19 protein-coding genes and 2 tRNA genes are annotated in these 21183 nt (G+C 69.6%); 5 read left to right on the plus strand and 16 right to left on the minus strand.

All coding sequences use genetic code 11. The features are described from left to right. Window position 1 precedes the first annotated feature (1 nt). Genes F1C12_RS04080 through F1C12_RS04090 form a run of 3 tightly spaced genes read right to left on the minus strand, consistent with a single transcriptional unit; the run spans window position 2 to window position 2156 of the window. Window positions 2-187 carry a hypothetical protein gene (locus tag F1C12_RS04080; protein ID WP_185277556.1) on the minus strand — a complete coding sequence of 62 codons (186 nt, stop codon included), beginning with the start codon at window positions 185-187 and terminating at the stop codon, window positions 2-4. After that, on the minus strand, window positions 184-1470 hold the full coding sequence (locus tag F1C12_RS04085; protein ID WP_185277557.1) for an MFS transporter: 1287 nt from the start codon (window positions 1468-1470) through the stop codon (window positions 184-186). The genes F1C12_RS04080 and F1C12_RS04085 overlap by 4 nt, the downstream gene beginning before the upstream one ends. Then, window positions 1467-2156 (minus strand): helix-turn-helix domain-containing protein, encoded by a 690-nt coding sequence (locus F1C12_RS04090; protein ID WP_185277558.1) that lies wholly within the window; start codon window positions 2154-2156, stop codon window positions 1467-1469. Before F1C12_RS04090 ends, F1C12_RS04085 begins: the two co-directional genes overlap by 4 nt. 105 nt (window positions 2157-2261) lie before the next feature. Between F1C12_RS04090 and F1C12_RS04095 the strand changes: the two genes are divergently transcribed. Both F1C12_RS04095 and F1C12_RS04100 read left to right on the plus strand, forming a co-directional pair. Next, on the plus strand, window positions 2262-4301 hold the full coding sequence (locus F1C12_RS04095) for a M3 family metallopeptidase (RefSeq protein ID WP_185277559.1): 2040 nt from the start codon (window positions 2262-2264) through the stop codon (window positions 4299-4301). Window positions 4302-4383: 82 nt separating this feature from the next. Beyond that, window positions 4384-5685, plus strand: coding sequence for an ion channel protein (locus F1C12_RS04100; RefSeq protein WP_185277560.1), 1302 nt, complete (start codon window positions 4384-4386; stop codon window positions 5683-5685). Here the strand turns inward: F1C12_RS04100 and clpX are convergent. The 6 genes from clpX to F1C12_RS04130 all read right to left on the minus strand — a co-directional run bounded on the left by clpX (window position 5642) and on the right by F1C12_RS04130 (window position 10753). Beyond that, window positions 5642-6916 carry an ATP-dependent Clp protease ATP-binding subunit ClpX gene (gene clpX / locus F1C12_RS04105; RefSeq protein ID WP_185277561.1) on the minus strand — a complete coding sequence of 425 codons (1275 nt, stop codon included), beginning with the start codon at window positions 6914-6916 and terminating at the stop codon, window positions 5642-5644. The genes F1C12_RS04100 and clpX overlap by 44 nt on opposite strands. Before the next feature lie 319 nt (window positions 6917-7235). After that, entirely contained in the window at window positions 7236-7904 is a 669-nt protein-coding gene (locus F1C12_RS04110) for an ATP-dependent Clp protease proteolytic subunit (RefSeq protein WP_258046103.1), read from the minus strand. Window positions 7905-7932: 28 nt separating this feature from the next. Next, window positions 7933-8526: an ATP-dependent Clp protease proteolytic subunit gene (locus F1C12_RS04115; RefSeq protein WP_185277562.1), complete on the minus strand. Its 594-nt coding sequence runs from the start codon at window positions 8524-8526 to the stop codon at window positions 7933-7935. A 112-nt stretch (window positions 8527-8638) separates the two neighbouring features. After that, a complete protein-coding gene (locus tag F1C12_RS04120; RefSeq protein ID WP_185277563.1) occupies window positions 8639-9124 on the minus strand; it encodes a tetratricopeptide repeat protein in 486 nt (161 codons plus the stop codon). A gap of 93 nt (window positions 9125-9217) precedes the next feature. Continuing rightward, window positions 9218-10618, minus strand: coding sequence for a trigger factor (gene tig, locus F1C12_RS04125; RefSeq protein WP_185277564.1), 1401 nt, complete (start codon window positions 10616-10618; stop codon window positions 9218-9220). Window positions 10619-10678: 60 nt separating this feature from the next. Continuing rightward, window positions 10679-10753, minus strand: a tRNA-Pro gene (locus tag F1C12_RS04130). Window positions 10754-10853: 100 nt separating this feature from the next. On the opposite strand from F1C12_RS04130, the gene F1C12_RS04135 reads away from it, so the two are divergent. After that, window positions 10854-10924: transfer RNA gene (locus F1C12_RS04135), tRNA-Gly, on the plus strand. A gap of 41 nt (window positions 10925-10965) precedes the next feature. Here the strand turns inward: F1C12_RS04135 and F1C12_RS04140 are convergent. From F1C12_RS04140 to F1C12_RS04150, 3 genes are read right to left on the minus strand one after another with little or no spacing between them, the layout of a single operon-like run. Further along, window positions 10966-12036: a TIR domain-containing protein gene (locus tag F1C12_RS04140; protein WP_185277565.1), complete on the minus strand. Its 1071-nt coding sequence runs from the start codon at window positions 12034-12036 to the stop codon at window positions 10966-10968. Window positions 12037-12056: 20 nt separating this feature from the next. Further along, window positions 12057-12710, minus strand: coding sequence for a response regulator transcription factor (locus tag F1C12_RS04145; RefSeq protein ID WP_185277566.1), 654 nt, complete (start codon window positions 12708-12710; stop codon window positions 12057-12059). Between the two features lie 26 nt (window positions 12711-12736). Further along, window positions 12737-14158 (minus strand): sensor histidine kinase, encoded by a 1422-nt coding sequence (locus tag F1C12_RS04150; RefSeq protein ID WP_185277567.1) that lies wholly within the window; start codon window positions 14156-14158, stop codon window positions 12737-12739. A 191-nt stretch (window positions 14159-14349) separates the two neighbouring features. Here F1C12_RS04150 and F1C12_RS04155 point away from each other — a divergent pair, with 191 nt between their 5' ends. After that, entirely contained in the window at window positions 14350-14832 is a 483-nt protein-coding gene (locus tag F1C12_RS04155) for a Dps family protein (protein ID WP_185277568.1), read from the plus strand. A 78-nt stretch (window positions 14833-14910) separates the two neighbouring features. On the opposite strand, the gene F1C12_RS04160 is transcribed toward F1C12_RS04155, so the two are convergent. From F1C12_RS04160 to F1C12_RS04175, 4 genes are read right to left on the minus strand one after another with little or no spacing between them, the layout of a single operon-like run. Continuing rightward, window positions 14911-16359 (minus strand): amidohydrolase, encoded by a 1449-nt coding sequence (locus tag F1C12_RS04160; RefSeq protein WP_185277569.1) that lies wholly within the window; start codon window positions 16357-16359, stop codon window positions 14911-14913. After that, window positions 16356-16994 carry an FMN-binding negative transcriptional regulator gene (locus tag F1C12_RS04165; protein ID WP_185277570.1) on the minus strand — a complete coding sequence of 213 codons (639 nt, stop codon included), beginning with the start codon at window positions 16992-16994 and terminating at the stop codon, window positions 16356-16358. Before F1C12_RS04165 ends, F1C12_RS04160 begins: the two co-directional genes overlap by 4 nt. 10 nt (window positions 16995-17004) lie before the next feature. Beyond that, the gene (locus tag F1C12_RS04170; protein WP_185277571.1) at window positions 17005-17979 is read right to left on the minus strand and encodes an Fpg/Nei family DNA glycosylase; all 975 of its coding nucleotides are present in this window, start codon (window positions 17977-17979) and stop codon (window positions 17005-17007) included. Beyond that, window positions 17979-18467 carry a ribose-5-phosphate isomerase gene (locus F1C12_RS04175; RefSeq protein WP_185277572.1) on the minus strand — a complete coding sequence of 163 codons (489 nt, stop codon included), beginning with the start codon at window positions 18465-18467 and terminating at the stop codon, window positions 17979-17981. The genes F1C12_RS04170 and F1C12_RS04175 overlap by 1 nt, the downstream gene beginning before the upstream one ends. Before the next feature lie 102 nt (window positions 18468-18569). Here F1C12_RS04175 and pepN point away from each other — a divergent pair, with 102 nt between their 5' ends. Beyond that, on the plus strand, window positions 18570-21116 hold the full coding sequence (gene pepN / locus F1C12_RS04180) for an aminopeptidase N (protein WP_185277573.1): 2547 nt from the start codon (window positions 18570-18572) through the stop codon (window positions 21114-21116). Window positions 21117-21183 lie beyond the last annotated feature (67 nt).

A 21183-nucleotide genomic window follows, 5' to 3' on the forward strand; every position in this document is an offset into this window, starting at 1 on the left:
GCTAACGCGGCAGCTGCGGCAGCGTGCGCGCCGCGCGGTCACGGGTCTGCTCGACGGTGGCGACGAGCTCGGCGTGACGGTGGTGACGGGCGGGCTGGCGCATCCCCCACGCGGTGAGGGCGCGACCGAGCCGGAGTGCTGCGCGGTGGCTGAGCGGCCGGTGCACGGGCACGGAGATGGCGGTCATGATGCGGTTCCTTCCGGGATGGTCTGGACTTCTGGTGTTGTGTTCTCTTCTTCCACCTGGCCGTAGCGGCCGGCGCTGAGCAGGAGGCGCGTCGCGATCAGCGCGAGCACCACGACGATCGCACCGCCGATGAGGAACGGCAGGCGGAGGTCGATGCGGGCGACGAAACCGCCGAGCACCGTGGCGACCGGGGTCAGGCCCCAGCCGATGGTGCGGACGATGCCCATCGCCCGGCCGAGGATGGCGCCAGGCACGATCGCCTGGCGCAGCGCGCCCCACGGGACGTTCCACACCGCGACGCCGAACGCGCCGATCGCGTAGGCCAGGATGCCCACCACGACGTTGCCGGTGAGCCCGACGCCGAGGATGCCGGCGCCGCTGACCAGGATGGCCACGTACATCACGCGGCCGCGGCCGAACCGGGCGACGAGCCCGCTGGCGATCAGCGCGCCGACGAGGGCGCCGGCGCCGATCACCGCGGTGACGACCCCGACCAGCGACGGCGGCAGCGCGTAGGTCTGCAGGAGCAGCAGCACGACGCTGCCCTGTGCGAACGACAGCGCGGACGCCGTGATCGAGGTGAGGATGATCATCTTGCGCAGGAACCGGTCGTCCCAGAGGAACCGCACGACGGCGCCGAGCTTCGGACGCGGCGCGGCCTCCTCGCCGTCCGCCCCGAGCTGGTGCACGCGGGCCGCGGCGACCGGGATGCTGAGCACCAGCAGGGCCGAGATCAGGAACCCGGCGCCGGTCAGCCAGAGCGGCAGCCCGATCGCGGCGGCGAACAGGAAGCCCGCGATCGGCGTCGCGATGAAGTTCTGCACCACGATCTCGGCGGACTGCATCCGGCCGTTCGCCCGGTCGAGCTGCGCGCGGGTCACCAGGCTCGGCGTGACCGTCGTGGTCGCGTTGTCGAACACCGTCTCGCCGAGGCCGAAAAGCAGCACGCAGCCGTACAGGCTCCAGATCGTCAGCGCGTCGGTGGCGATCAGCAGGGCGACCAGCGCGGCCACGGCGAAGCGGAGGCCGTTGGCGACGGCCATCGCGATCCTGCGGTCGACCCGGTCGAGCAGCATCCCGGCCGGGATGCCGAACAGCAGCCAGGGCAGGAAGGTCACCGCCGTCAGGCCGGCGATCAACGCGGGGTCGTGGGTCAGGGTCGTGGCGATCAGCGGGACCGCTGTGCGGCCGATGCCGTCGGCGAGGTTGGAGGCGATGGCTGCGGTCCAGAGCCGGCTGAAGCCGGCGCCGAGGCCCGTCTTCGCGGCGGCGGGGGCGGTCATCGCTCCTCCTCGGCCTTCTGCTCCTCAGCCTTCTGCTCCTCGGCCTTCTGCTCCTCGGCGCGGTGCTCCTGCTCCACGAGCGGGAACGCGTTGAACTGCGCCTGGATGCGCTTGCGGTCGCCGGCCGGCTCGGCCTTCCACTTCTTCTTGAGGCGGTTGAGCATCTTGTAGTACTCGGTGGCGAACTCGGCGAGCTGGTCGCGGTTCAGCTCCAGGTGCGAGGTCGACAGCGCCGCGGCCTGCACCCACTCCGCTCCGAAGGTGTCGAGCCCGCGGCGCAGGTAGGCGTTGAGCCGACGCTCGTTGTTCTGCTGCCAGCTCAACGAGATCTGCTCGGTGACCTCCCGGCCGGCGGGGGTCTCCAGTGTCTCCGGGCCGCCGATGGTGACGCCGCCCGGCGCCATCCTCCACCAGCGCTCGCGGCCGCTGCCGCGCTCGGGGTCCTCCCGGATGATGTCGTGCTTGGCGAGCTGCCGGAGGTGGTAGCTCGTGGCGCCGCTGGACTCCCCCAGCCGCTCGGCCAGCATGGAGGCGGTGGCCGGCCCGAAGTCGGACAGCTCGTTCATGAGCTCGACGCGCAGCGGGTGCGCGAGGGCGCGCAGCGCGGGCATCCCGAGGGACTCGAAGTGCGGCTCGTACTCGTCGGCGGCCTTCTCGGGGTCTGCGGGGGTGACATCGTCGGACATGAGACCAGAATAGCCATGCAAAGACTTCTTTGCAACAACTATTTTGCAACGCAGTCTTTGCAGCGAAACCTTTGCGAGGTGCACGCCTACCCCTAGGCTGAAGGAATGGCCGACACGTCGAACCCCTTCCTCTCCCCCAGCCCGCTCCCCTACCAGCTCCCGCCGTTCGCCGACATCCGCGACGAGCACTACCGTCCCGCGTTCGAGCAGGGCTTCGCCGAGCAGCTGGCCGAGGTCGAGGCGATCGCGTCCTCCGCCGAGGAGCCGACCTTCGAGAACACCATGCTGCCGCTGGAGCGGTCCGGACAGGTGCTGCAGCGTGTCGCCGAGGTCTTCTTCAACAAGAGCTCGTCCGACAGCACCGACTTCACGAACGCCCTGGAGGAGGAGATCGCTCCCCTGCTCTCCGCGCATCAGGACGCTATCCGGCTGAACCCGGCTCTGTACGCGCGCATCCAGACGCTGCACGAGCGGCGCCACGATCTGGGACTGGACCCGGAGGGCGTGTACCTGATCGAGCGCTACTTCACCGAATTCACGCTCGCCGGCGCCGGGCTCGACGACGAGCAGAAGGAGCGGCTGCGCGAGTACAACCAGCGCCTCTCCACCCTGACGACGCGCTTCGAGAAGAACCTGCTCGCCGACACCAACGACCTCGCCGTCGTGTTCGACGCGGCCGAGGAGCTGGACGGACTCGGCGAGGGCGAGCTCTCGGCCGCGGCGGAGGCCGCCCGCGAGCGCGGACTGGACGGAAAGTACGTCGTCACCCTGGTGCTGCCGACCGGCCACCCGTGGCTGGCGAGCCTCACCGACCGCCGCTCGCGCGAGCGGATCATGGCGGCCTCCCGGTCGCGCGGCATCCGCGGCGGCGACAACGACAACCGCGAGCTGGTGCTGGAGATCACGCGGCTGCGCGCCGAGCGTGCCCGGCTGCTCGGCTTCGACACGCACGCCGCGTTCGTCACGGCCGACGAGACCGCGCGGACCCCGCAGGCCGTCGCCGACATGCTCGGCCGGCTCGCGCCTCCCGCCGCCCGCAACGCCCGCGCCGAGCAGGCCGACCTCCAGCAGCAGCTGGGCGACGGCGAGACCGTCGAGAGCTGGGACTGGTCGAAGCTCACCGACACCGTGCGCCAGGCGACCTACGACGTCGACTTCGCCGCGATGCGGCCGTACTTCGAGGCCGAGCGTGTGCTGCGCGACGGCGTCTTCTTCGCGGCCACCAGCCTGTACGGCATCACCTTCGAGGAGCGGCCGGACCTGGTCGCCTACCACCCGGACGCGCGCGTCTTCGAGGTACGCAACGAGGACGGCTCCGAGCTGGGGCTGTACATCCTGGACCTCTACACGCGCGACTCCAAGCGCGGAGGCGCCTGGATGAATCCCCTCATCTCGCAGTCCGCGCTGCTGGACTACCCGACGGTCGTGGTCAACAACCTCAACGTTCCGAAGCCGGCCGCCGGCGAGCCGACCCTGCTGACCTACGACGAGACGAACACGCTGTTCCACGAGTTCGGGCACGCTCTCCACGGGCTGTTCGCGCGGGTCACCTACCCCAAGTTCGCGGGCACGAACGTCTTCCGCGACTTCGTCGAGTTCCCCAGCCAGGTGAACGAGATGTGGATGCTGTGGCCCGAGATCGTCTCGAACTACGCCGTGCACCACGAGACGGGCGAGCGGATGCCGCAGGAGCTCATCGACCGGCTGCACGCGTCCGAGTCGTTCAACGAAGGCTTCGCCACGAGCGAGTACCTGGCCGCGGCACTGCTCGACCAGGCCTGGCACGCGATCACCGCCGACGACACGGTGACCGACGTCGCCGCGTTCGAGGCGGCGGCTCTCGCGGCGGTCGGCCTCGACAACCCGGCCGTCCCGCCGCGCTACGCGAGCACGTACTTCGCGCACACCTTCTCCGGCGGCTACGACGCCGGCTACTACTCCTACATCTGGAGCGAGGTCCTCGACGCGGACACGGTGGAGTGGTTCAAGGAGAACGGCGGCCTGACCCGCGAGAACGGCGACCGCTTCCGCAGCCGCCTGCTCGGCGTGGGCGGCTCGAAGGACCCGTTGGAGGCGTACCGCGACTTCCGCGGCCGCGACGCGGTCATCGAGCCGCTGCTGAAGCGCCGCGGGCTGGACGGCTGAGCCCTAGCCCCCTTCCCGCGCGAAGCTCTACTCTGGGCCCAATCCCGGAGACCTGGGCGCATCCGAACGGGAAGGGGGCGACGTGACCACCACCGAGCCGGAGCTGGCCACACCGTCCGTCCGCCAGCTCGTCCTGCTCTCCATCCCGGCCGTCGTCATCGGCGTCGTCAGCGCCCTGACGCTGTGGGTAGTGGACGAGGTCGCCGCCGTGATCGACGACGGTGTGTGGACGACGCTGCCGAAGGCGATCGGCGTCGACCCGTCGTCCGGATGGTGGATCTTCCTCGTCCTCACGGTGACCGGCTTCGCGGTCGGCCTGACGGTCTGGCTCGTTCCCGGGCACGCCGGCCCCGACTCCGCGACGACCGATCTGGTCGCGGCGCCGCTGAAGATCGGCGTCGTGCCGTCGCTGGCCCTGGCAGCGGTGCTCGGCCTGGCCGGCGGCGTGAGCCTCGGCCCGGAGAACCCGATCATCGCGATCAACGTCAGTATCCTGGTGACGCTCGTCGGGAGGCTGTGGAAGGCCGTGCCCGCCCGGCTCGTCATGCTGATGGCGGCCTCCGGAACGATCGGCGCGCTCTTCGGCACGCCGGTCGCCGCGGCGCTGGTCTTCACCGGCATCGTCGCCGCGGTGAAGGGCGGCGGCGCCCTCTGGGACAAGCTGTTCCTGCCGCTGGTCGCTGCCGCGGCGGGGTCGCTGACCATGACGCTGCTCGCCCACCCGCACTTCGGCATCCCGATGCCCGCCTACACCCAGGTGACCGGGTGGGACGTGCTCGCCGCCCTGATCATCGGCGTCGTCTCGACGGCGCTCGGCCTGCTCGGGGCGGTCCTCTTCCCGCTGATCCACCGGGCGTTCCACGCTCTGCGGCACCCGCTGCTGATCACGCTCGCGGGCGGCGTGGTCCTGGGTCTGCTCGGCGCGCTCGGCGGCCCGATCACGCTGTTCAAGGGGCTGGAACAGATGGGCACGCTGGTGATGAACCGCGCCGACTATTCGGCAGGGCAGCTCGCGCTCATCATCGGCGTCAAGCTGGTCGCGCTGCTGGTCGCCGCGAGCGCGGGGTTCCGCGGCGGCCGCGTCTTCCCGGCGGTCTTCATCGGCGCCGCGATCGGGACGCTCGCCACCGCACTCGTCCCGGCCGTGCCGCTGCCGGTCGCGGTCGCGGCCGGCGTCCTCGGGATCACACTCGCGGTCACACGGGACGGCTGGATCGCCATCTTCGTCGGCGTCGCCGTCACTCAGAACCTGCTGGTGCTGCCGATCCTGTCGCTCGCCGTGCTTCCGGCGTGGCTGATGGTGACGAAGGCGCCCGAGTTCCTGATCAAGCCGCCGAAGCTTACGCCGACTTCTCCTCGCGCCGCGGGCGGTGCGGGACGATAGTCGGCGCGGCGTTCTCGAGCACGGCCTCCTTGGTGACCACGACACGAGCGACCTCGGAGCTGGACGGCACCTCGAACATGATCGGGCCGAGCACCTCCTCCATGATCGCGCGGAGGCCGCGGGCGCCGGTCTTGCGGAGCACCGCGAGGTCGGCGATGGCCTCCAGGGCCGAGTGCTCGAACTCGAGCTGTACGCCGTCGAGCTCGAACATGCGCTGATACTGCCGCACGAGCGCGTTCTTCGGCTCGGTCAGGATCTGCATGAGCGCGTCCTGATCGAGCGGCGTCACCGTGGTCACGACCGGGAGGCGGCCGATGAACTCGGGGATGAGGCCGAACTTGTGCAGGTCCTCCGGCAGCACCTCGCTGAAGAGGTTGATGTCGTCGCCCTTGGAGTGCAGCGGGGCGCCGAAGCCGATGCCCTTCTTGCCGGCGCGCGAGGAGATGATGTCCTCCAGCCCGGCGAAGGCGCCGGCCACGATGAACAGGACGTTCGTCGTGTCGATCTGGATGAACTCCTGGTGCGGGTGCTTGCGGCCGCCCTGCGGCGGGACCGAGGCGACCGTGCCCTCGAGGATCTTCAGCAGCGCCTGCTGCACGCCCTCACCGGACACGTCGCGCGTGATCGACGGGTTCTCGGCCTTGCGGGCGATCTTGTCGACCTCGTCGATGTAGATGATGCCGGTCTCGGCCCGCTTGACGTCGTAGTCGGCGGCCTGGATCAGCTTGAGCAGGATGTTCTCGACGTCCTCGCCGACGTAGCCGGCCTCCGTCAGCGCGGTCGCGTCGGCGACCGCGAACGGCACGTTGAGCCGGCGCGCGAGCGTCTGGGCCAGGTAGGTCTTGCCGCAGCCGGTCGGGCCGATCAGCAGGATGTTCGACTTGGCGATCTCGACGTCGTCCATGGCGTCGGCGGACGTGAGGGTCTGCTTGGCCCGCACCCGCTTGTAGTGGTTGTAGACGGCGACGGCCAGGGCGCGCTTCGCCTGCTCCTGGCCGATGACGTACTCCTCGAGGAAGCCGAAGATCTCCTTCGGTTTCGGGAGGTCGAACTCGCCCGAGGCCTCCTCGCCCGCCTCGGCGAGCCGCTCCTCGATGATCTCGTTGCAGAGTTCGACGCACTCGTCGCAGATGTACACGCCGGGACCGGCGATCAGCTGCTGTACCTGCTTCTGGCTCTTGCCACAGAAGGAACACTTGAGCAGATCGGCGCTCTCCCCGATGCGTGCCATCCGTCTCCCCCTCCTTCTTCGGGTCTCTTCGTCGAGCCTAACCCGAGACGGCGACATTGGCGCGCACCGGAGGCGATTCGACACGCGGGGCCCTTATGCCCGTAGCAGACGCTGCGCGCAGCCGACGTAGCCGCGATTCGGCACGAATGTCGCGTCTAGGGCTCCCTAACGCGACATTCGTGACGAATGTGCGAATCACGATTTATGACGAATCGCGACATTCGCCGCGCCAAACGGGACATTCGTCACGAATGTGGCGCTCAACGGCCACGCAAAACGCCCCCGTCCGGTGAGGACGGGGGCGTTCGGCGACGGGGAGCTACTTGACGAGCGCCGGCAGCGTCTTGCGGCTGGTCAGCACCTGGTCGATGAGGCCGTACTCCAGGGCCTCCTCGGCCGAGAGGATCTTGTCGCGGTCGATGTCCTTGTTGACCTGCGCGACCGAGCGGTTGGAGTGCTTGGCGAGCGTCTCCTCCAGCCAGGTGCGCATGCGCATGATCTCGTTGGCCTGGATCTCGATATCGGACGCCTGCCCCTGGCCGGCCTCGCCGACGGCGGGCTGGTGGATGAGGATGCGCGCGTTCGGCAGCGCCAGACGCTTGCCCGGGGTGCCGGCCGCGGTCAGCACGGCCGCGGCGGAGGCCGCCTGGCCGAGGACGACGGTCTGGATCTGCGGGCGGATGTACTGCATCGTGTCGTAGATCGCCGTCATGGCCGTGAACGAGCCGCCGGGCGAGTTGATGTACATGACGATGTCGCGGTCCGGGTCCTGGCTCTCGAGCACGAGAAGCTGGGCCATGATGTCGTCGGCGGACGCGTCGTCGACCTGCACGCCGAGGAAGATGATGCGGTCCTCGAAGAGCTTCGCGTACGGGTCCTGGCGCTTGTAGCCGTAGGCCGTGCGCTCCTCGAACGACGGCAGGATGTAGCGGGAGCCGGGCGCCTGGAGTCCGCCGAAGGCCGACCCGCCGAGCATGGGGGTGTTCATAGTGATGTCCTTGTCCTTCCGGCGTCTGCTACTGGGCGTCCTGGTCGGTTCCGCCGCCGCCGGAGACGTCCAGCGCGGACTCCCGGATGTGGTCGACGAAACCGTAGTCGAGGGCCTCCTGGGCGCTGAACCAGCGGTCGCGGTCGCCGTCGGCGTTGATCTGCTCCGTCGACTTGCCGGTCGCTGCCGCGGTGATCTCGGCCAGGCGCTTCTTCATGTCGAGGATGAGCTGGGCCTGCGTCTGGATGTCGCTGGCGGTGCCGCCGAAGCCGCCGTGCGGCTGGTGCAGCAGAACGCGCGCGTTCGGCGTGATGTACCGCTTGCCCTTGGTGCCCGCCGTCAGCAGGAGCTGACCCATCGAGGCGGCCATGCCGATGCCGACCGTGACGATGTCGTTCGGAACGAACTGCATGGTGTCGTAGATCGCCATACCCGCGGTGATCGAACCGCCGGGAGAGTTGATGTAGAGGTAGATGTCCCGCTTGGGGTCTTCTGCGGCCAGGAGCAGCAGCTTCGCCGCGATCTCGTTGGCGTTGTCGTCGCGCACCTCGGAACCGAGCCAGATGATGCGGTCCTTCAGCAGTCTGTCGAAAACACTGGGCTGGATACCCATGTCGGCCATGTTCGCTCCGTTTCCTTTGTCGCTTGGCATCGAATCTATCGGAGCGGAGAACGCATTTCCCCGCTGTTCGCCCTGGGCAGAGCGGGTGTCGCGGGGTGCCGGGCGCGCCGCGTCAGTCGTCGTCGAGGGCGGCGGCGTAGGCCTCCACCGCGCCGCCGTACCGCGGGAGGTGCGGGGCGAGCGCGCCGAGGGCCTCCCGCAGCGCGTCGGCGTGCAGTCCGTCGTCGAACAGGGCGAGCGCGGCGAACGCGTGCGCGGCGCCGGCGAGCGGATGCTCGGGCTCGGCGAGAAGGAAGTCGCGCAGCAGGGCCAGCGCCTCCGCCGGCCGGTCGAGGTTGCGGAGCGTGCTCGCGAGTTGCACGATCGCCTGCCCGCGCTCCGGCTCGGCGAGGCCGCCGGCCAGCGCCGCGCGGTACAGCGGCTCGGCCTCGGCCTCCCGGCCGGCGTAGTCGCGGGCGCCCGCCGCCTCGAACAGGGCGACAGGGTCGTCGGCGGGGCGTTCGGCGACGAGGGCGTCGACGGCCGCCACCGTGGCCTGCTCCCCCAGCCGGTCCGCCGCGGCCCAGACCGCGTCCATCCGCTGCCGCCAGTCGTCCATCGTGCGCTCCGTTCGTCGTGCTCCGGTCACGCTACCGGACAGCACGAAGGCCGGGCATCCCGTGGGACGCCCGGCCTTCGGGTGACAGGAGTGCTACTCCGCCTTCTTCTTGGCGGCGCGCTTCTTCGGCTTCTCCTCGGCGGCCGGCTCCTCGGCCGGGGCCTCGGTCGCCTCGTCGGCAGCGGTCTCGTCCGCAGCCTCGTCGCCGTTCTCGTCCTCCGGCAGGGCGACGAACTCGGTGAGGTCGACCTTCTTGCCGTTGCTGTCCACGACCTCGGTCTTGCCGAGGATGATCGCGAGCGCCTTGTTGCGGGCGACCTCGCCGACCATCGACGGGATCTGGCCGTTCTCGCTGAGGATCTTGACGAACTCGTTCGGGTCCATGCCGTACTGGGCGGCGCCCTGCACGAGGTACTGGGTGAGCTCGTCCTGGCTGACCTTGACGTTCTCGGCCTGGGCGACCTCGTCGAGGAGGATCTGCGTGCGGAAGGTCTTCTCGCTCGACTCGGTGACCTCGGCGCGGTGCACGTCGTCCTCGAGGCGGTTCTCCTGCTCGAGGTGGCGGTGCACCTCGTCCTCGACCAGCGAGGCGGGGACCGGGATCTCGACCAGCTCGAGCAGCTTGTCGACCAGCTGGTCGCGCGCGGCGGTGCCCTGGCCGAACGACTTGGCGCGCTCGACCTGGCCGCGGAGGCTGGTGCGGAGCTCGCCGATGGTGTCGAACTCGCTGGCGATCTGCGCGAAGTCATCGTCGGCCTCCGGGAGCTCGCGCTCCTTGACGGCGTTGAGGGTGACGGTGATCTGCGCGTTCTCGCCCTCGTGGTCGCCGCCCATGAGCGGGGCCTCGAAGGTGGTGGTCTCGCCGGCGGTCAGGGTGTCGAGCGCCTCGTCGATGCCGTCGATGAGCTCGCCCGAGCCGATCTCGTAGGAGATGTTCGCGGCGGTGTCGACCTCCTCGCCGCCGATGACGGCGGTCAGGTCGATCTGGGCGAAGTCGCCGGACTTGGCCGGGCGGTCCACCGTGACGAGCGTGCCGAAGCGGCTGCGCAGACGGTCCAGCTCCTCCTCGACGTCGTCGACGGACACCTCGGCGGCGTCGACGGTGAGGGTGATGTCGCCGAAGTCGGGAAGGGTGACCTCCGGGCGGGTGTCGACCTCGATGGTGAGCAGAAGGTCACCCGAGAAGTCGCTCTCGCTGGGCCACTCGGTGATGTCCGCCTCGGGACGGCCGAGCGGACGCACGTCGTTCTCCTCGACCGCCTGGCGGTAGAAGGTGTCGAGCCCCTCGTTGACCGCGTGCTCCAGGACGGCTGCCTTGCCGACCCGCTGGTCGATGATGGGCGGCGGCACCTTGCCCTTGCGGAAGCCGGGGATGTTCACCTGCTCGGCGATGTGCTCGTAGGCGTGCTTGATGGACGGCTGCAGTTCCTCCGGCGTCACCGAGATGATGAGCTTGGTACGCGTGGGGCTGAGCTTCTCGACCGTGGTCTTCACGATGTCTGGGTTCTCCTGAATGTTCGAACGATGGTCTACTCGCAAGGAACGAGGTCCTCGTCGGGGCGACAGGATTCGAACCTGCGACCTCCCGCTCCCAAAGCGGGCGCTCTAGCCAAGCTGAGCTACGCCCCGGCTTCAAGCGGTGCGAAAGACCGTGCGCAAGTCTACTGCACGCGGGCATCCCCCCGCGTGTACTACGATGGTCGTCGGCCGTCCGCAGAGGACGGCCTTCGGGGATGTAGCTCAATGGTAGAGCCTCAGTCTTCCAAACTGATTACGCGGGTTCGATTCCCGTCATCCCCTCCGTGTGCGGACCGCTTCGGGGCCGATCCCTCGGTCTGGCGCTACGTTTGACGCCAGAGCTTGAACGCCTCCAACGAATCCAAGTATTGCTTGGACACTTCTTCGGGAATCACGAACTCGATCGTCTGTGACCAGTCCACGGACTTGCCGCTCTGGAGAATTTCGCTCAGTCCATCCATCTGGGCACGAAGCGCAAGAACGAATCGATGAATCTCGTCGATTGGCTGGTTGGCATAGTTCGCGAGAGCGCGAAGTAGCTCTCGGGCTTCATCGCTCCAGGTAGCTGCAGCACGGAGACGGTACTCCCAACTAAGCAGCTCAGCGTAAATTGCAATCATCCGATCAGCGAGATGCTCGATGAGTTCTGGGTCACCCGGCTCGCCCGGCCGCCCCATAGCAGCTTCTTGTGCAGGACCAAGCAGCAGGCTTTCAAACGTCGAGGTCACTGAACCTATGCGCGCCAGCTCGGAGCTGCTGAAGTCCAGCAGATCCTCGTCGCTCACGGGGTCTCCGCCTATCGCGAACTTGATTACATGGTCGTTGTATTGCGGGTTCAATCGCTCGAGCCCGGCTGCGAGCCAATAGCTGAACAACAGATACTCCCACCCCGTGGGCCGCTCGCCGAGAAGAACAGCAACCTCAACTTCTGTCCGCGGGACTCGCCCATTGAAGCGTCGGCTGCCATCTGATCGAGGTTGCTCAAGCTTTCCCCGGATTGCGTCGGCGATCCCCAACGGCCCCTCCTGCAAACCGTCGAGGTAACCGATACTCTCCCTCACCCCCGGAAGCGCTGTTGAGTCAAGGCGCACCGGCAAGAGATAGGGCGAAGACTCTCGCAGCGCGCGCGACAGCACACTTCGACGCTCCATTCGCGTCCATGGTTTGGCGGCATAACTCGCTGAAATGAACATCACGGCAAATCGTGCGCGTTGTTCGTACACGTTGGAGAAATACTCGGTGAGATCCTCGCCCCAGGTTGCAACCTTCGAGTCCTCGTCGTAAAACACTGAAAAGCCGTCAGCCTGCACCAGCCGAACGATTTCTTCGACAAAATCGCGGTCTTCTCCAGCGAACGTTACAGCGACGTCGAAGTCGTACTCGATCTCTTCCATATCGTCATCCTGGCAGCACCTCACCGCTGCAAATACGCCAGCACCGCCAGCACCCGCCGGTGATCGTCCCCCGAGTCCTCGAGCCCCAGCTTCTGGAAGATCGACGTCACGTTCTTCTCCACCGCGCCCACGCCGATCATCAGCCGCCCGCCGATCGCCGTGTTCGTCCGCCCCTCCGCCATCAGCGTGAGCACATCGCGCTCTCGCGGCGTCAATGCGGCCAGCGGGTCCGTCCGGCGCACCAGCAGCTCGCGGACCACCTCCGGGTCGAGGACCGTGCCGCCGGCGGCGACGCGGGTGACCGCGTCACGCAACTCCTCCAGCGAGGCGATGCGGTCCTTCAGGAGGTAGCCGGTTCCGCCGCGGCCGCTCGCGAGCAGCTCCTGGGCGTACGTCCCCTCGACGTACTGGCTCAGCAGCAGCACGCCCACCGACGGGAACGACGACCGCAGCTCCAACGCCGCTCGCACGCCCTCGTCGCGGAAGGTCGGCGGCATCCGAACGTCCAGCACCGCCACGTCCGGGGCCAGTGACGGGAGGGCGGCGAGCAGGGAGTCCGCGTCGCCGAACGCTCCCACGGTTTCGAAGCCGGCCTCGTCGAAGAGGCGGACCAGGCCCTCGCGGAGGAGGACGGAGTCGTCGGCGACGACGAGGCGGAGGGGGTCGGCAGACACCCCTCCACCCTATTGGCCGAGCGCGCTCAGGTCAGCGGCAGCCGCGCCCCGATCACCGACGGCCCGCCCGCCGGGCTGTCGACCAGCAGTTCGCCCCGGAGGCCGTGCACCCGGTCCGCGAGGCCGCTCAGTCCGTGGCCGGGCACGATCGTCGCGCCGCCGTGGCCGTCGTCCGTCAGCCACACCGACAGCCACGGGTCGCCCGCGATGTCGACCGTCCGCTCCAGGACTATCCGGCCGGCGGTCGCGCCGGAGTGCTTCGCCAGGTTCGCGGACAGCTCCGCCAGCACGTAGTAGGCGTTCCGTTCCACCTCGGGGCTGAACCGCTCCCCCGGCTGCAGCGACGACTCCACCGTCAACGGGATGGTGCTGCGCGCGGCGAGCGAGTCGACCGCCGCGCCGAGGCCGCGGTCCTGGAGGATCGGCGGGGCGAAGCCGCGGGACAGCGCGCGCAGCTCCTCCAGCGTGTCGCCGGCCTGCTTGCGCGCCTCCGCCAGCAGCGACGCGGCGGCTGCGGGGTCGTCGGACAGCTTGCGCTCGGCGGCGGCGATGTCCATCTGCAGCCGGATCAGGCGCTGCTGCGGTCCGTCGTGGAGGTCGCGCTCCAGGCGGCGCAGCGAGTGGTCCTCGGCGGCGAGCGCGGCGCCGCGCTGGGCGGACAGGTCCGCGACCTCGCGCTGCAGCGCCTCCGACGGCCACGCGCCGAGCAGGCCGCGGGCGATGGCGTGGTGCAGCAGGGTGAGCCCGCGGGTGACGAACGGCAGCGTCACGGCGAACACGACGCCGGCGATCAGGTACAGGATGCGGTCGCCGGCGACCGGGTCGAAGGTCGAGTGGATGCCGAAGACGGCGTCCACCACGACCCGGGACAGGAAGAAGTCGCGGTGCCCGGTCGGGATGAAGCCGAGCCAGATCCAGCCGGTCAGGCCGCCGAGCGCCACCGAGGTCCACGCGATGGTGATGCTCCAGCTCACGATGCTGACGATCGGGTTGATGATCATCCCGTGCAGCAGGTACAGCCAGTAGTGGCCGTTCGCCCACGGACCGAAGATCATCCGCCAGAAGGTGCGCGGCTTGTCCGCCGGCTCCCACACCGGACGCGGGATGGCCGGCCGCCCCGCCCAGTCCAGCCGGGTCAGCTCCAGGACGCCGAACGCGCGGGCCGTGTAGAAGGTCGCCACGACGATGAAGAAGCCGACGTAGATCACGATGGTGCCGATGCCGGTCCAGAACAGCGACGACAGCACCGACAGCCCGACGATGGCGATGGGCATGGTCAACAATAGGAAGCCGAGCTCGCGCGGCACCCGGCGCCACAGCGCACCGTACGACGTACGGTCGGCGCGCGGAGCGGCGGAGGGGGCGGTCACGGTGTCCAGCCTGGCAGACGAGGCCGCCGGGCCGGGGACGTCACCCGCGGGCAGCGGGACGGTGCTCTGTTCGTTCATGCCTCCAGCCTCCCGAACCGCGGCCGGGCGCCCCATCCCGCGACCCTCCCGAACCGTGCGGGGGTTATCCCCCGGGATGCCAGGACCCGCAGGTGAGGGGAGCCTGCCCTTCCTGAGGGCAGCCTGCACTTCGTTGCGGAATTCCCGGCGCTGAGTAGCGTTGTCCACAGCCAGAAGAAGGGATCACCACCATGACGGACATCGCAGCCACCCAGAGCGTTTCGAACCCGGACGTCGCCGCCGGGGTCGCCCAGTTCCTGACCCCCGTGGTCATCGACCTCACCGCACTCGTCGTCAACGGCAAGCAGGCGCACTGGCACGTGCGCGGCGCCAACTTCATCGGAGTGCACGAACTCCTCGACACCATCGTCGCCCACGCCCAGGACTGGGCCGACCTCGCCGCCGAGCGGATCGTCGCGCTCGGCCTCCCGGTCGACGCCCGCCTCGGCACCGTCGCGGCGAAGACCACCACGGGTGAGCTGACCGCCGGCTTCCGCCCGTCGAACGAGACCATCGCCGAGGTCATCGCCCAGATCGACGCCGCGCTCGCGAGCGTCAACACCGCCGTCGCCGAGCTGGACGAGCTCGACCAGACCAGCCAGGACGTCGCGATCGAGATCGCCCGCGGGCTCGACAAGGACCGCTGGTTCCTCTTCGCGCACATCAGCGAGTAGAGCCGCAGCGGGAGCCCCGCAGTCAGGAGGCCGTCCACCGGGAGGTGGGCGGCCTTCGGTGGGTCAGGCCTTCGAGCGTCAGTCCAGCACGCTGTGCGTGAACCGCCCGGCGAGCAGGGTCGCCGCGACCGGCATCCCCCGCAGCTCGTCCGCGGACGCCGCGAGCGGATCACTTTCCAGCACAGCGAGGTCGGCCGCCTCCCCGACGGCGACCCGCGTCCGGGCCGACGCGGCGAGGGCGGCCGGCGTCGTGACGCGCTGCTCGGGATGCCACGGCTCGCGTCCGTCGCGCGAGCGGCCGACCGCGGACGCGATGGCCGCCCACGGATCGAGCGGCGCCACGGGCGCGTCGGAGCCGAACGCGAGCCGGGCGCCGGAGGCCAGCAGCGACGCGAGCGGGAAGGCGTCCGCGGTGCGTCCGGCCCAGAGCCGGTCCGCGACGTCGCGGTCGTCCATCGCGTGCTCGGGCTGCACGCTCGCCGTCACTCCGAGCGCGGCGAAGCGCGGGATGTCGGCGGGGTCGATCAGCTGCGCGTGCTCGATGCGGCCTCCCGAGCCCACCGCCTCGAACGCGTCGAGCGCCAGCCGGTTGGCCTCGTCGCCGATCGCGTGCACGGCCGGCTCTATGCCGTTGCCCACGGCGAACCGGAGGTCGGCCAGCAGCTCGGCGGGCGTCAGGTTCGCGACGCCGTGGCCGCCGTCCGGGTACGGGTGGCGGCAGAGCGCCGTGCGCGTGTTCAGCGAGCCGTCGGAGATGACCTTGAACGGACCCATCGTGAGCAGGCCGTCGGTGTCGTCCACGGCGCGGCCGGTGCGGAGGCCGAGGGCGACCGCGTCGGCGATCCGGTCGCGGTAGACGCCGAACTCGACTCGCAGCGAGCGGGCGCCCGCGGCGATCCGGCGGGTCCACACGTCGAGGTTCCAGCCGTATTCGAGGTCCACGATCCCGACGACGCCGCGCCGGGCCGCCTGCTGCGCAGCCTCCGCCGCCCACCGGTCGAGCGTCGCAGCGTCGGACGGCGTGAGGCGGCTGGTCAGGGCGAAGCTCTCGTCCTCCCGCAGCAGTGCGCCCTCCGCCGACGGCGCCAACCGCTCGAACGCCGCCGTGTTCAGCCAGGAGCAGTGCAAGTCGCCGGCGATCAGCACGACCGGTCGCTCCCCGGCCGCGGCGTCGAGGAGCTCGCGAGTCGGGAGGTCGGGCCACAGCGCGTCGTGGAACCCGAAGCCGACCAGCACATCCGTCCCGGGGTCCGCCGAGACCCGCGCGCCGACCAGGGCGGCCGCATCCGCCGCCGACGCCGCGCGCGACACATCCAGCCGCCGGGCGGTCTGCGCCCACTGCGTGAAATGCACGTGCTGATCCCAGAGCCCCGGGATCAGCCAGCGCCCGTCGAGGTCGATGCGCTCGGCCTCCGAGGCGATCCGACCTCCCGACGGCGCGACGCCCGCGATGACGCCATCCCGGAGGGTGACATCCACGACCTCGCCCGACCCGGGCAGCCGCGCCCCCGCGAGGACGAGCGTCATCGCGCCGCGCGGCGGCGGTCGTGCACCAGCTGCATCTCGCGCAGCAGCGCGGGGCTCGCGTACGGCGAGCTGCCGCCCAGCTCCGACATGATCGAGTCCACGATGTGGTCGGGGCGGTTCTGGCTCATCTTCTGCTTGGCGACGATCTTCGTCGGCGTCAGCCGCACGCCGACCGTACCGGAGGAGATCCGCTCGGCGTAGCTCTCGTCCTCCAGCGTGCCGCGCATCTGGCGCGGCTCCGGCAGCTCGCGCTCGAAGTGGTCGACCAGCTTCTCCAGCACCCGGAGGTTCTCCTCCGGGCTCAGCAGCTCCGGCACGCCGGAGAGGTGGACGGCGACGAAGTTCCAGGTCGGCACCGCGGGGTCGGCGTCGTACCAGGACGAGGAGATGTAGCCGTGCGGGCCCTGGAAGATCACCAGCAGCTCGTGCTCGCCCAGCTCGTGCAGCTGCTCGTCGGGACGGCCGACGTGGCTGACGATGCTCAGCTCCTCGCGGGTGTCGTCGAGGATGACCGGGTAGTGCGAGGCGACCAGCCCGGTGGAGGCGTTGCTCACGAAGGTGCCCCACGGGTTCTCGCGGATGATCCGCTCGATCTCCGCCCGGTCGGTCAGGGTGAAGCTGGGGTTCTGACGCACGGAGCGCTCCTTACTTCTGATCCTTGGGGCACCAGTACAGCTTGCGGCCGCCCAGTTCCTCCATGACGATGTGCGTGCCGCAGACCCGGCACGGCAGGCCCTCGCGCTTGTACACCCAGTGCCGGTCCTCGCGCTTGGCCATCGCCTTGCGGTACGACTCCTCGTCCAGGTCGTCCATCGTCATCATCTGGCCGGTCTCGACGCCGATCTTCAGCAGGTGCACCCAGTCGCGCCACAGCTCACGCACGGTGTCCTCGGCGACGAGCTTTCCGGGGGTGTGCGGATTCTGCCGCGCCCGGAACAGCAGCTCGGCGCGGTAGACGTTGCCGATGCCGCTCACGACGCTCTGGTCCATCAGCAGGAGGGCGATGGCGGTCGGCTTCTTGCGGACCTTCGCGACGAACGCCTCCTCGGCCTCCGGGCCATCGTCCACCTGCGGGTCGGGCCCGAGCTTGGCGATCACGGCGTCGACCTCGGCGGGGTCGAGCACCTCGCACGCGGTCGGCCCGCGGAGGTCGGCCACGGCGGTGTCGGTGAGCAGGCGCACCCGCACCTGCCCGATCGGCTCCGGCGGGAAGACGTCGATGTCGGCCTCCACCTTCTCGGACTCCGACATGCGCAGCCGGGTGCGCCGCGGGGCGCCGATGGAGTGCAGGGAGTTCTCGCCCGCCGAATCCAGGATGGTGCCCGTCTGGTTGGTCTGGCCCATCCGCCCGTTCGCGCTCGCGATGGTCGGGTCGATGCTGATGTCGCCCGCGAAGTCCCAGGCGCCGTAGATGCCGAGGTGGATGCGCAGCCAGAGGTCGTTGTCGAACTCCAGGAACATCTGCTTGCCGACCGCCTTCGCGGCGATCATCGTGTGCCCGTCGATGCGCTTGGCGTCGTCGGCGAACCGGCCCTGCGGCGAGGACACCGCGACCCGGCGCCCGACGAAGTTGACCGCGAACTGCTTCGCGATCCGGTGGACGGAGTGGCCCTCGGGCATCAGCGGTCCACGTTCTTGCCCGCGATGTCGCCGGTGGCCTCGTACTCCGCGAGCTGGGCGATGCGGCGCACGTGGCGCTCCTCCAGCGAGAACGGCGTGGCGATGAAGAGGTCGATGAAGCGGGTGGCCTCCTCGACGGTGTGCTGGCGCGCGCCGATCGAGATGACGTTGGCGTCGTTGTGCTGGCGGGCGAGCTCCGCGGTGCTCTCGTTCCACACCAGCGCGGCGCGGACGCCGAGCACCTTGTTGGCCGCGATCTGCTCGCCGTTGCCCGAGCCGCCGAACACCACGCCCAGGGCCTCCACACCGGACTGCTGGTCGCGCACGACCGCGTTGGCCGCGTTGATGCAGAAGGCCGGGTAGTCGTCGATCGGGTCGTACTCGGACGGCCCGTGGTCGACGACCTCGTGCCCCGCCTCGCTGAGGTGCGCCTGCAGGTGCGTGCTGAACTCGAGACCGGCGTGATCGGTGGCGATGTGGATGCGCATGGAGACAGTCTAGGGAAGGCCGCCGACGCCGCCGCCACGTCAGTAAGGTGGATCCGGTGGACACGATCCACACCCCCCGATCCGCTTTTCAAGGAGTCAGCGTTGCCCGGAGAAAACCTCACCCGCATCGAAGCCCAGGAGCGCGCGTCGCTCGTCCGCACCCAGAGCTACGACGTCGCCCTCGACCTGACGACCGGGCCGGAGACCTTCCGCAGCACCACGACCGTGCGCTTCTCCGCCACGGAGGGCGCGTCCACGTTCATCGACGCGATCACGCGCACCGTCCACTCGGTCGTGCTGAACGGCGTCGAGCTGGACCCGGCCGTCGTCTCGGACGGCGTGCGCATCCAGCTGGACGGCCTCCTGGCGGAGAACACGCTGACCGTCGACGCCGACGCGATCTACACCAACACCGGCGAGGGCCTGCACCGCTTCGTCGACCCGGTCGACGGCGAGGTGTACCTCTACTCGCAGTTCGAGGTCCCGGACTCCCGCCGCATGTTCGCGGTGTTCGAGCAGCCCGACCTCAAGGCGGAGTTCACCTTCACCGTCACCGCTCCCGCGCACTGGGCGGTCGTCAGCAACTCCCCCACCCCGGAGCCGGTCGAGGCCGGAGAGGGCGCCAAGACCTGGTCCTTCGCTGCCACGCCGGTCATCTCCTCCTACATCACCGCGCTCATCGCGGGCCCGTACGAGTCGGTCCACAGCGAGCTGACCAGCCGCGACGGCCGTACCATCCCGCTCGGCGTGTACGCCCGCAAGAGCCTGGCCGGGTTCCTCGACGCCGACTACATCTTCGAGAAGACCCGCGAGGGCTTCGCTTTCTACGAGGAGAAGTTCGACTACGCGTACCCGTTCGAGAAGTACGACCAGCTGTTCGTGCCCGAGTTCAACGCGGGCGCGATGGAGAACGCCGGCGCGGTGACCTTCACCGAGACCTACGTCTTCCGCTCCAAGGTCACCGACGCGATCAAGGAGCGCCGCGTCGTCACGATCCTGCACGAGCTGGCGCACATGTGGTTCGGCGACCTGGTCACCATGAAGTGGTGGAACGACCTGTGGCTGAACGAGTCGTTCGCCGAGTACGCCTCCACGCTCGCGACCGCCGAGGCCACCGAGTGGACCGAGGCGTGGACGACCTTCGCCGCGATGGAGAAGAGCTGGGCGTACCGCCAGGACCAGCTGCCCTCCACCCACCCGATCGTCGCCACGATCAACGACCTGGAGGACGTGCAGGTCAACTTCGACGGCATCACCTACGCCAAGGGCGCGTCGGTGCTCAAGCAGCTCGTCGCCTGGGTCGGCCAGGACGACTTCCTCGCCGGTGTCGCGCAGTACTTCAAGAAGCACCAGCACGGCAACACCGAGCTCACCGACCTCCTGGTCGAGCTGGAGGCCACCAGCGGCCGCGACCTGACCGAGTGGTCGAAGAAGTGGCTGGAGACCGCGGGCGTCAACACCCTCCGCCCGGAGCTCTCGGTGGAGGCGGACGGCACGATCACCGCCTTCGCGATCCTCCAGTCGGCGGCGGCCGACTACCCGACCATCCGCCCGCACCGTCTCGCGGTCGGCTTCTACGAGCTGGTGGAGGGCCGCCTGGTCCGCACCTCGCGCGTCGAGCTGGACGTCGACGGCGAGCGGACCGAGGTCGCCGAGCTGGTCGGCCAGAAGCGCCCTGCGCTCATCCTGCTCAACGACGACGACCTCGCCTACGCGAAGATCCGTCTCGACGAGGACTCGCACCGCGTCGCGCTCGAGCACCTGTCCTCGATCGAGAGCCCGCTCGCGCGCTCCCTGGTCTGGGGCGCGGTCTGGGACGCCACCCGCGACGCCGAGACGCCCGCGAGCGACTACGTGCGCCTCGTGCTCGGCAACATCGCCTCGGAGACGGAGTCCACCACGCTGCGGACCACGCTCAACCAGCTCGTCCTCGCGGCCGGCAGCTACGTCGCGCCCGAACGGCAGAAGCAGACCAGCGAGGATGCCGCGAGCGGTCTCTGGGAGCTGGCTCAGCAGGCCGAGGCCGGCAGCGACGCCCAGTTCCAGTTCGTCAAGTTCTTCGCGGCGCTGGCCTCCACCCCGGAGCAGCTCGCGAACGTCGCCGCCCTGCGCGACGGGACGGTGACCCTCCCGGGCCTGACCGTGGACACCGACCTGGCCTGGGAGCTCCTCATCGCGCTCGTCGCCGGCGGGGTCGCGGGCGACGACGAGGTGGACGCCGCGCTGGCGGCGGACAACACCGCGAACGGCGCGCAGTTCGCCGCGCAGGCCCGTGCGTCCATCCCGACGCTCGCCGGCAAGCAGGCGGCGTGGGACTCGGTGTTCGCCTCGGACGCCCTGCCGAACACGATCGTCCGCTTCACGGGCCTCGGCTTCCAGCGCGCGGCCGACAAGGAGGTCCTTGCGGCCTTCGTCGCGCCGTACTTCGCGGCGCTGCAGGACATCTGGGTGTCGCGCACGTACAAGATCGCAGAGTACCTCGTCGCCGGCATGTACCCGGCGCCGCTCGCGAACGCCGAGCTGCGCGACGCGACGCGGGCGTGGCTCGACGCCAACCAGGAGCCGGCCGCGCTGCGACGGCTCGTGGTCGAGAACCTCGCGGGCGTCGAGCGGGCCCTCGCCGCGCAGGCGCGGGACGCGCAGGCGTAACGCTCGGGCGCTCTGAAGGAGGCCCCGGCTCGCACGAGCCGGGGCCTCCTTTCATGCCACCGCCCGA

The organism is Leifsonia shinshuensis (assembly GCF_014217625.1).
GTDB lineage: Bacteria > Actinomycetota > Actinomycetes > Actinomycetales > Microbacteriaceae > Leifsonia > Leifsonia shinshuensis_A.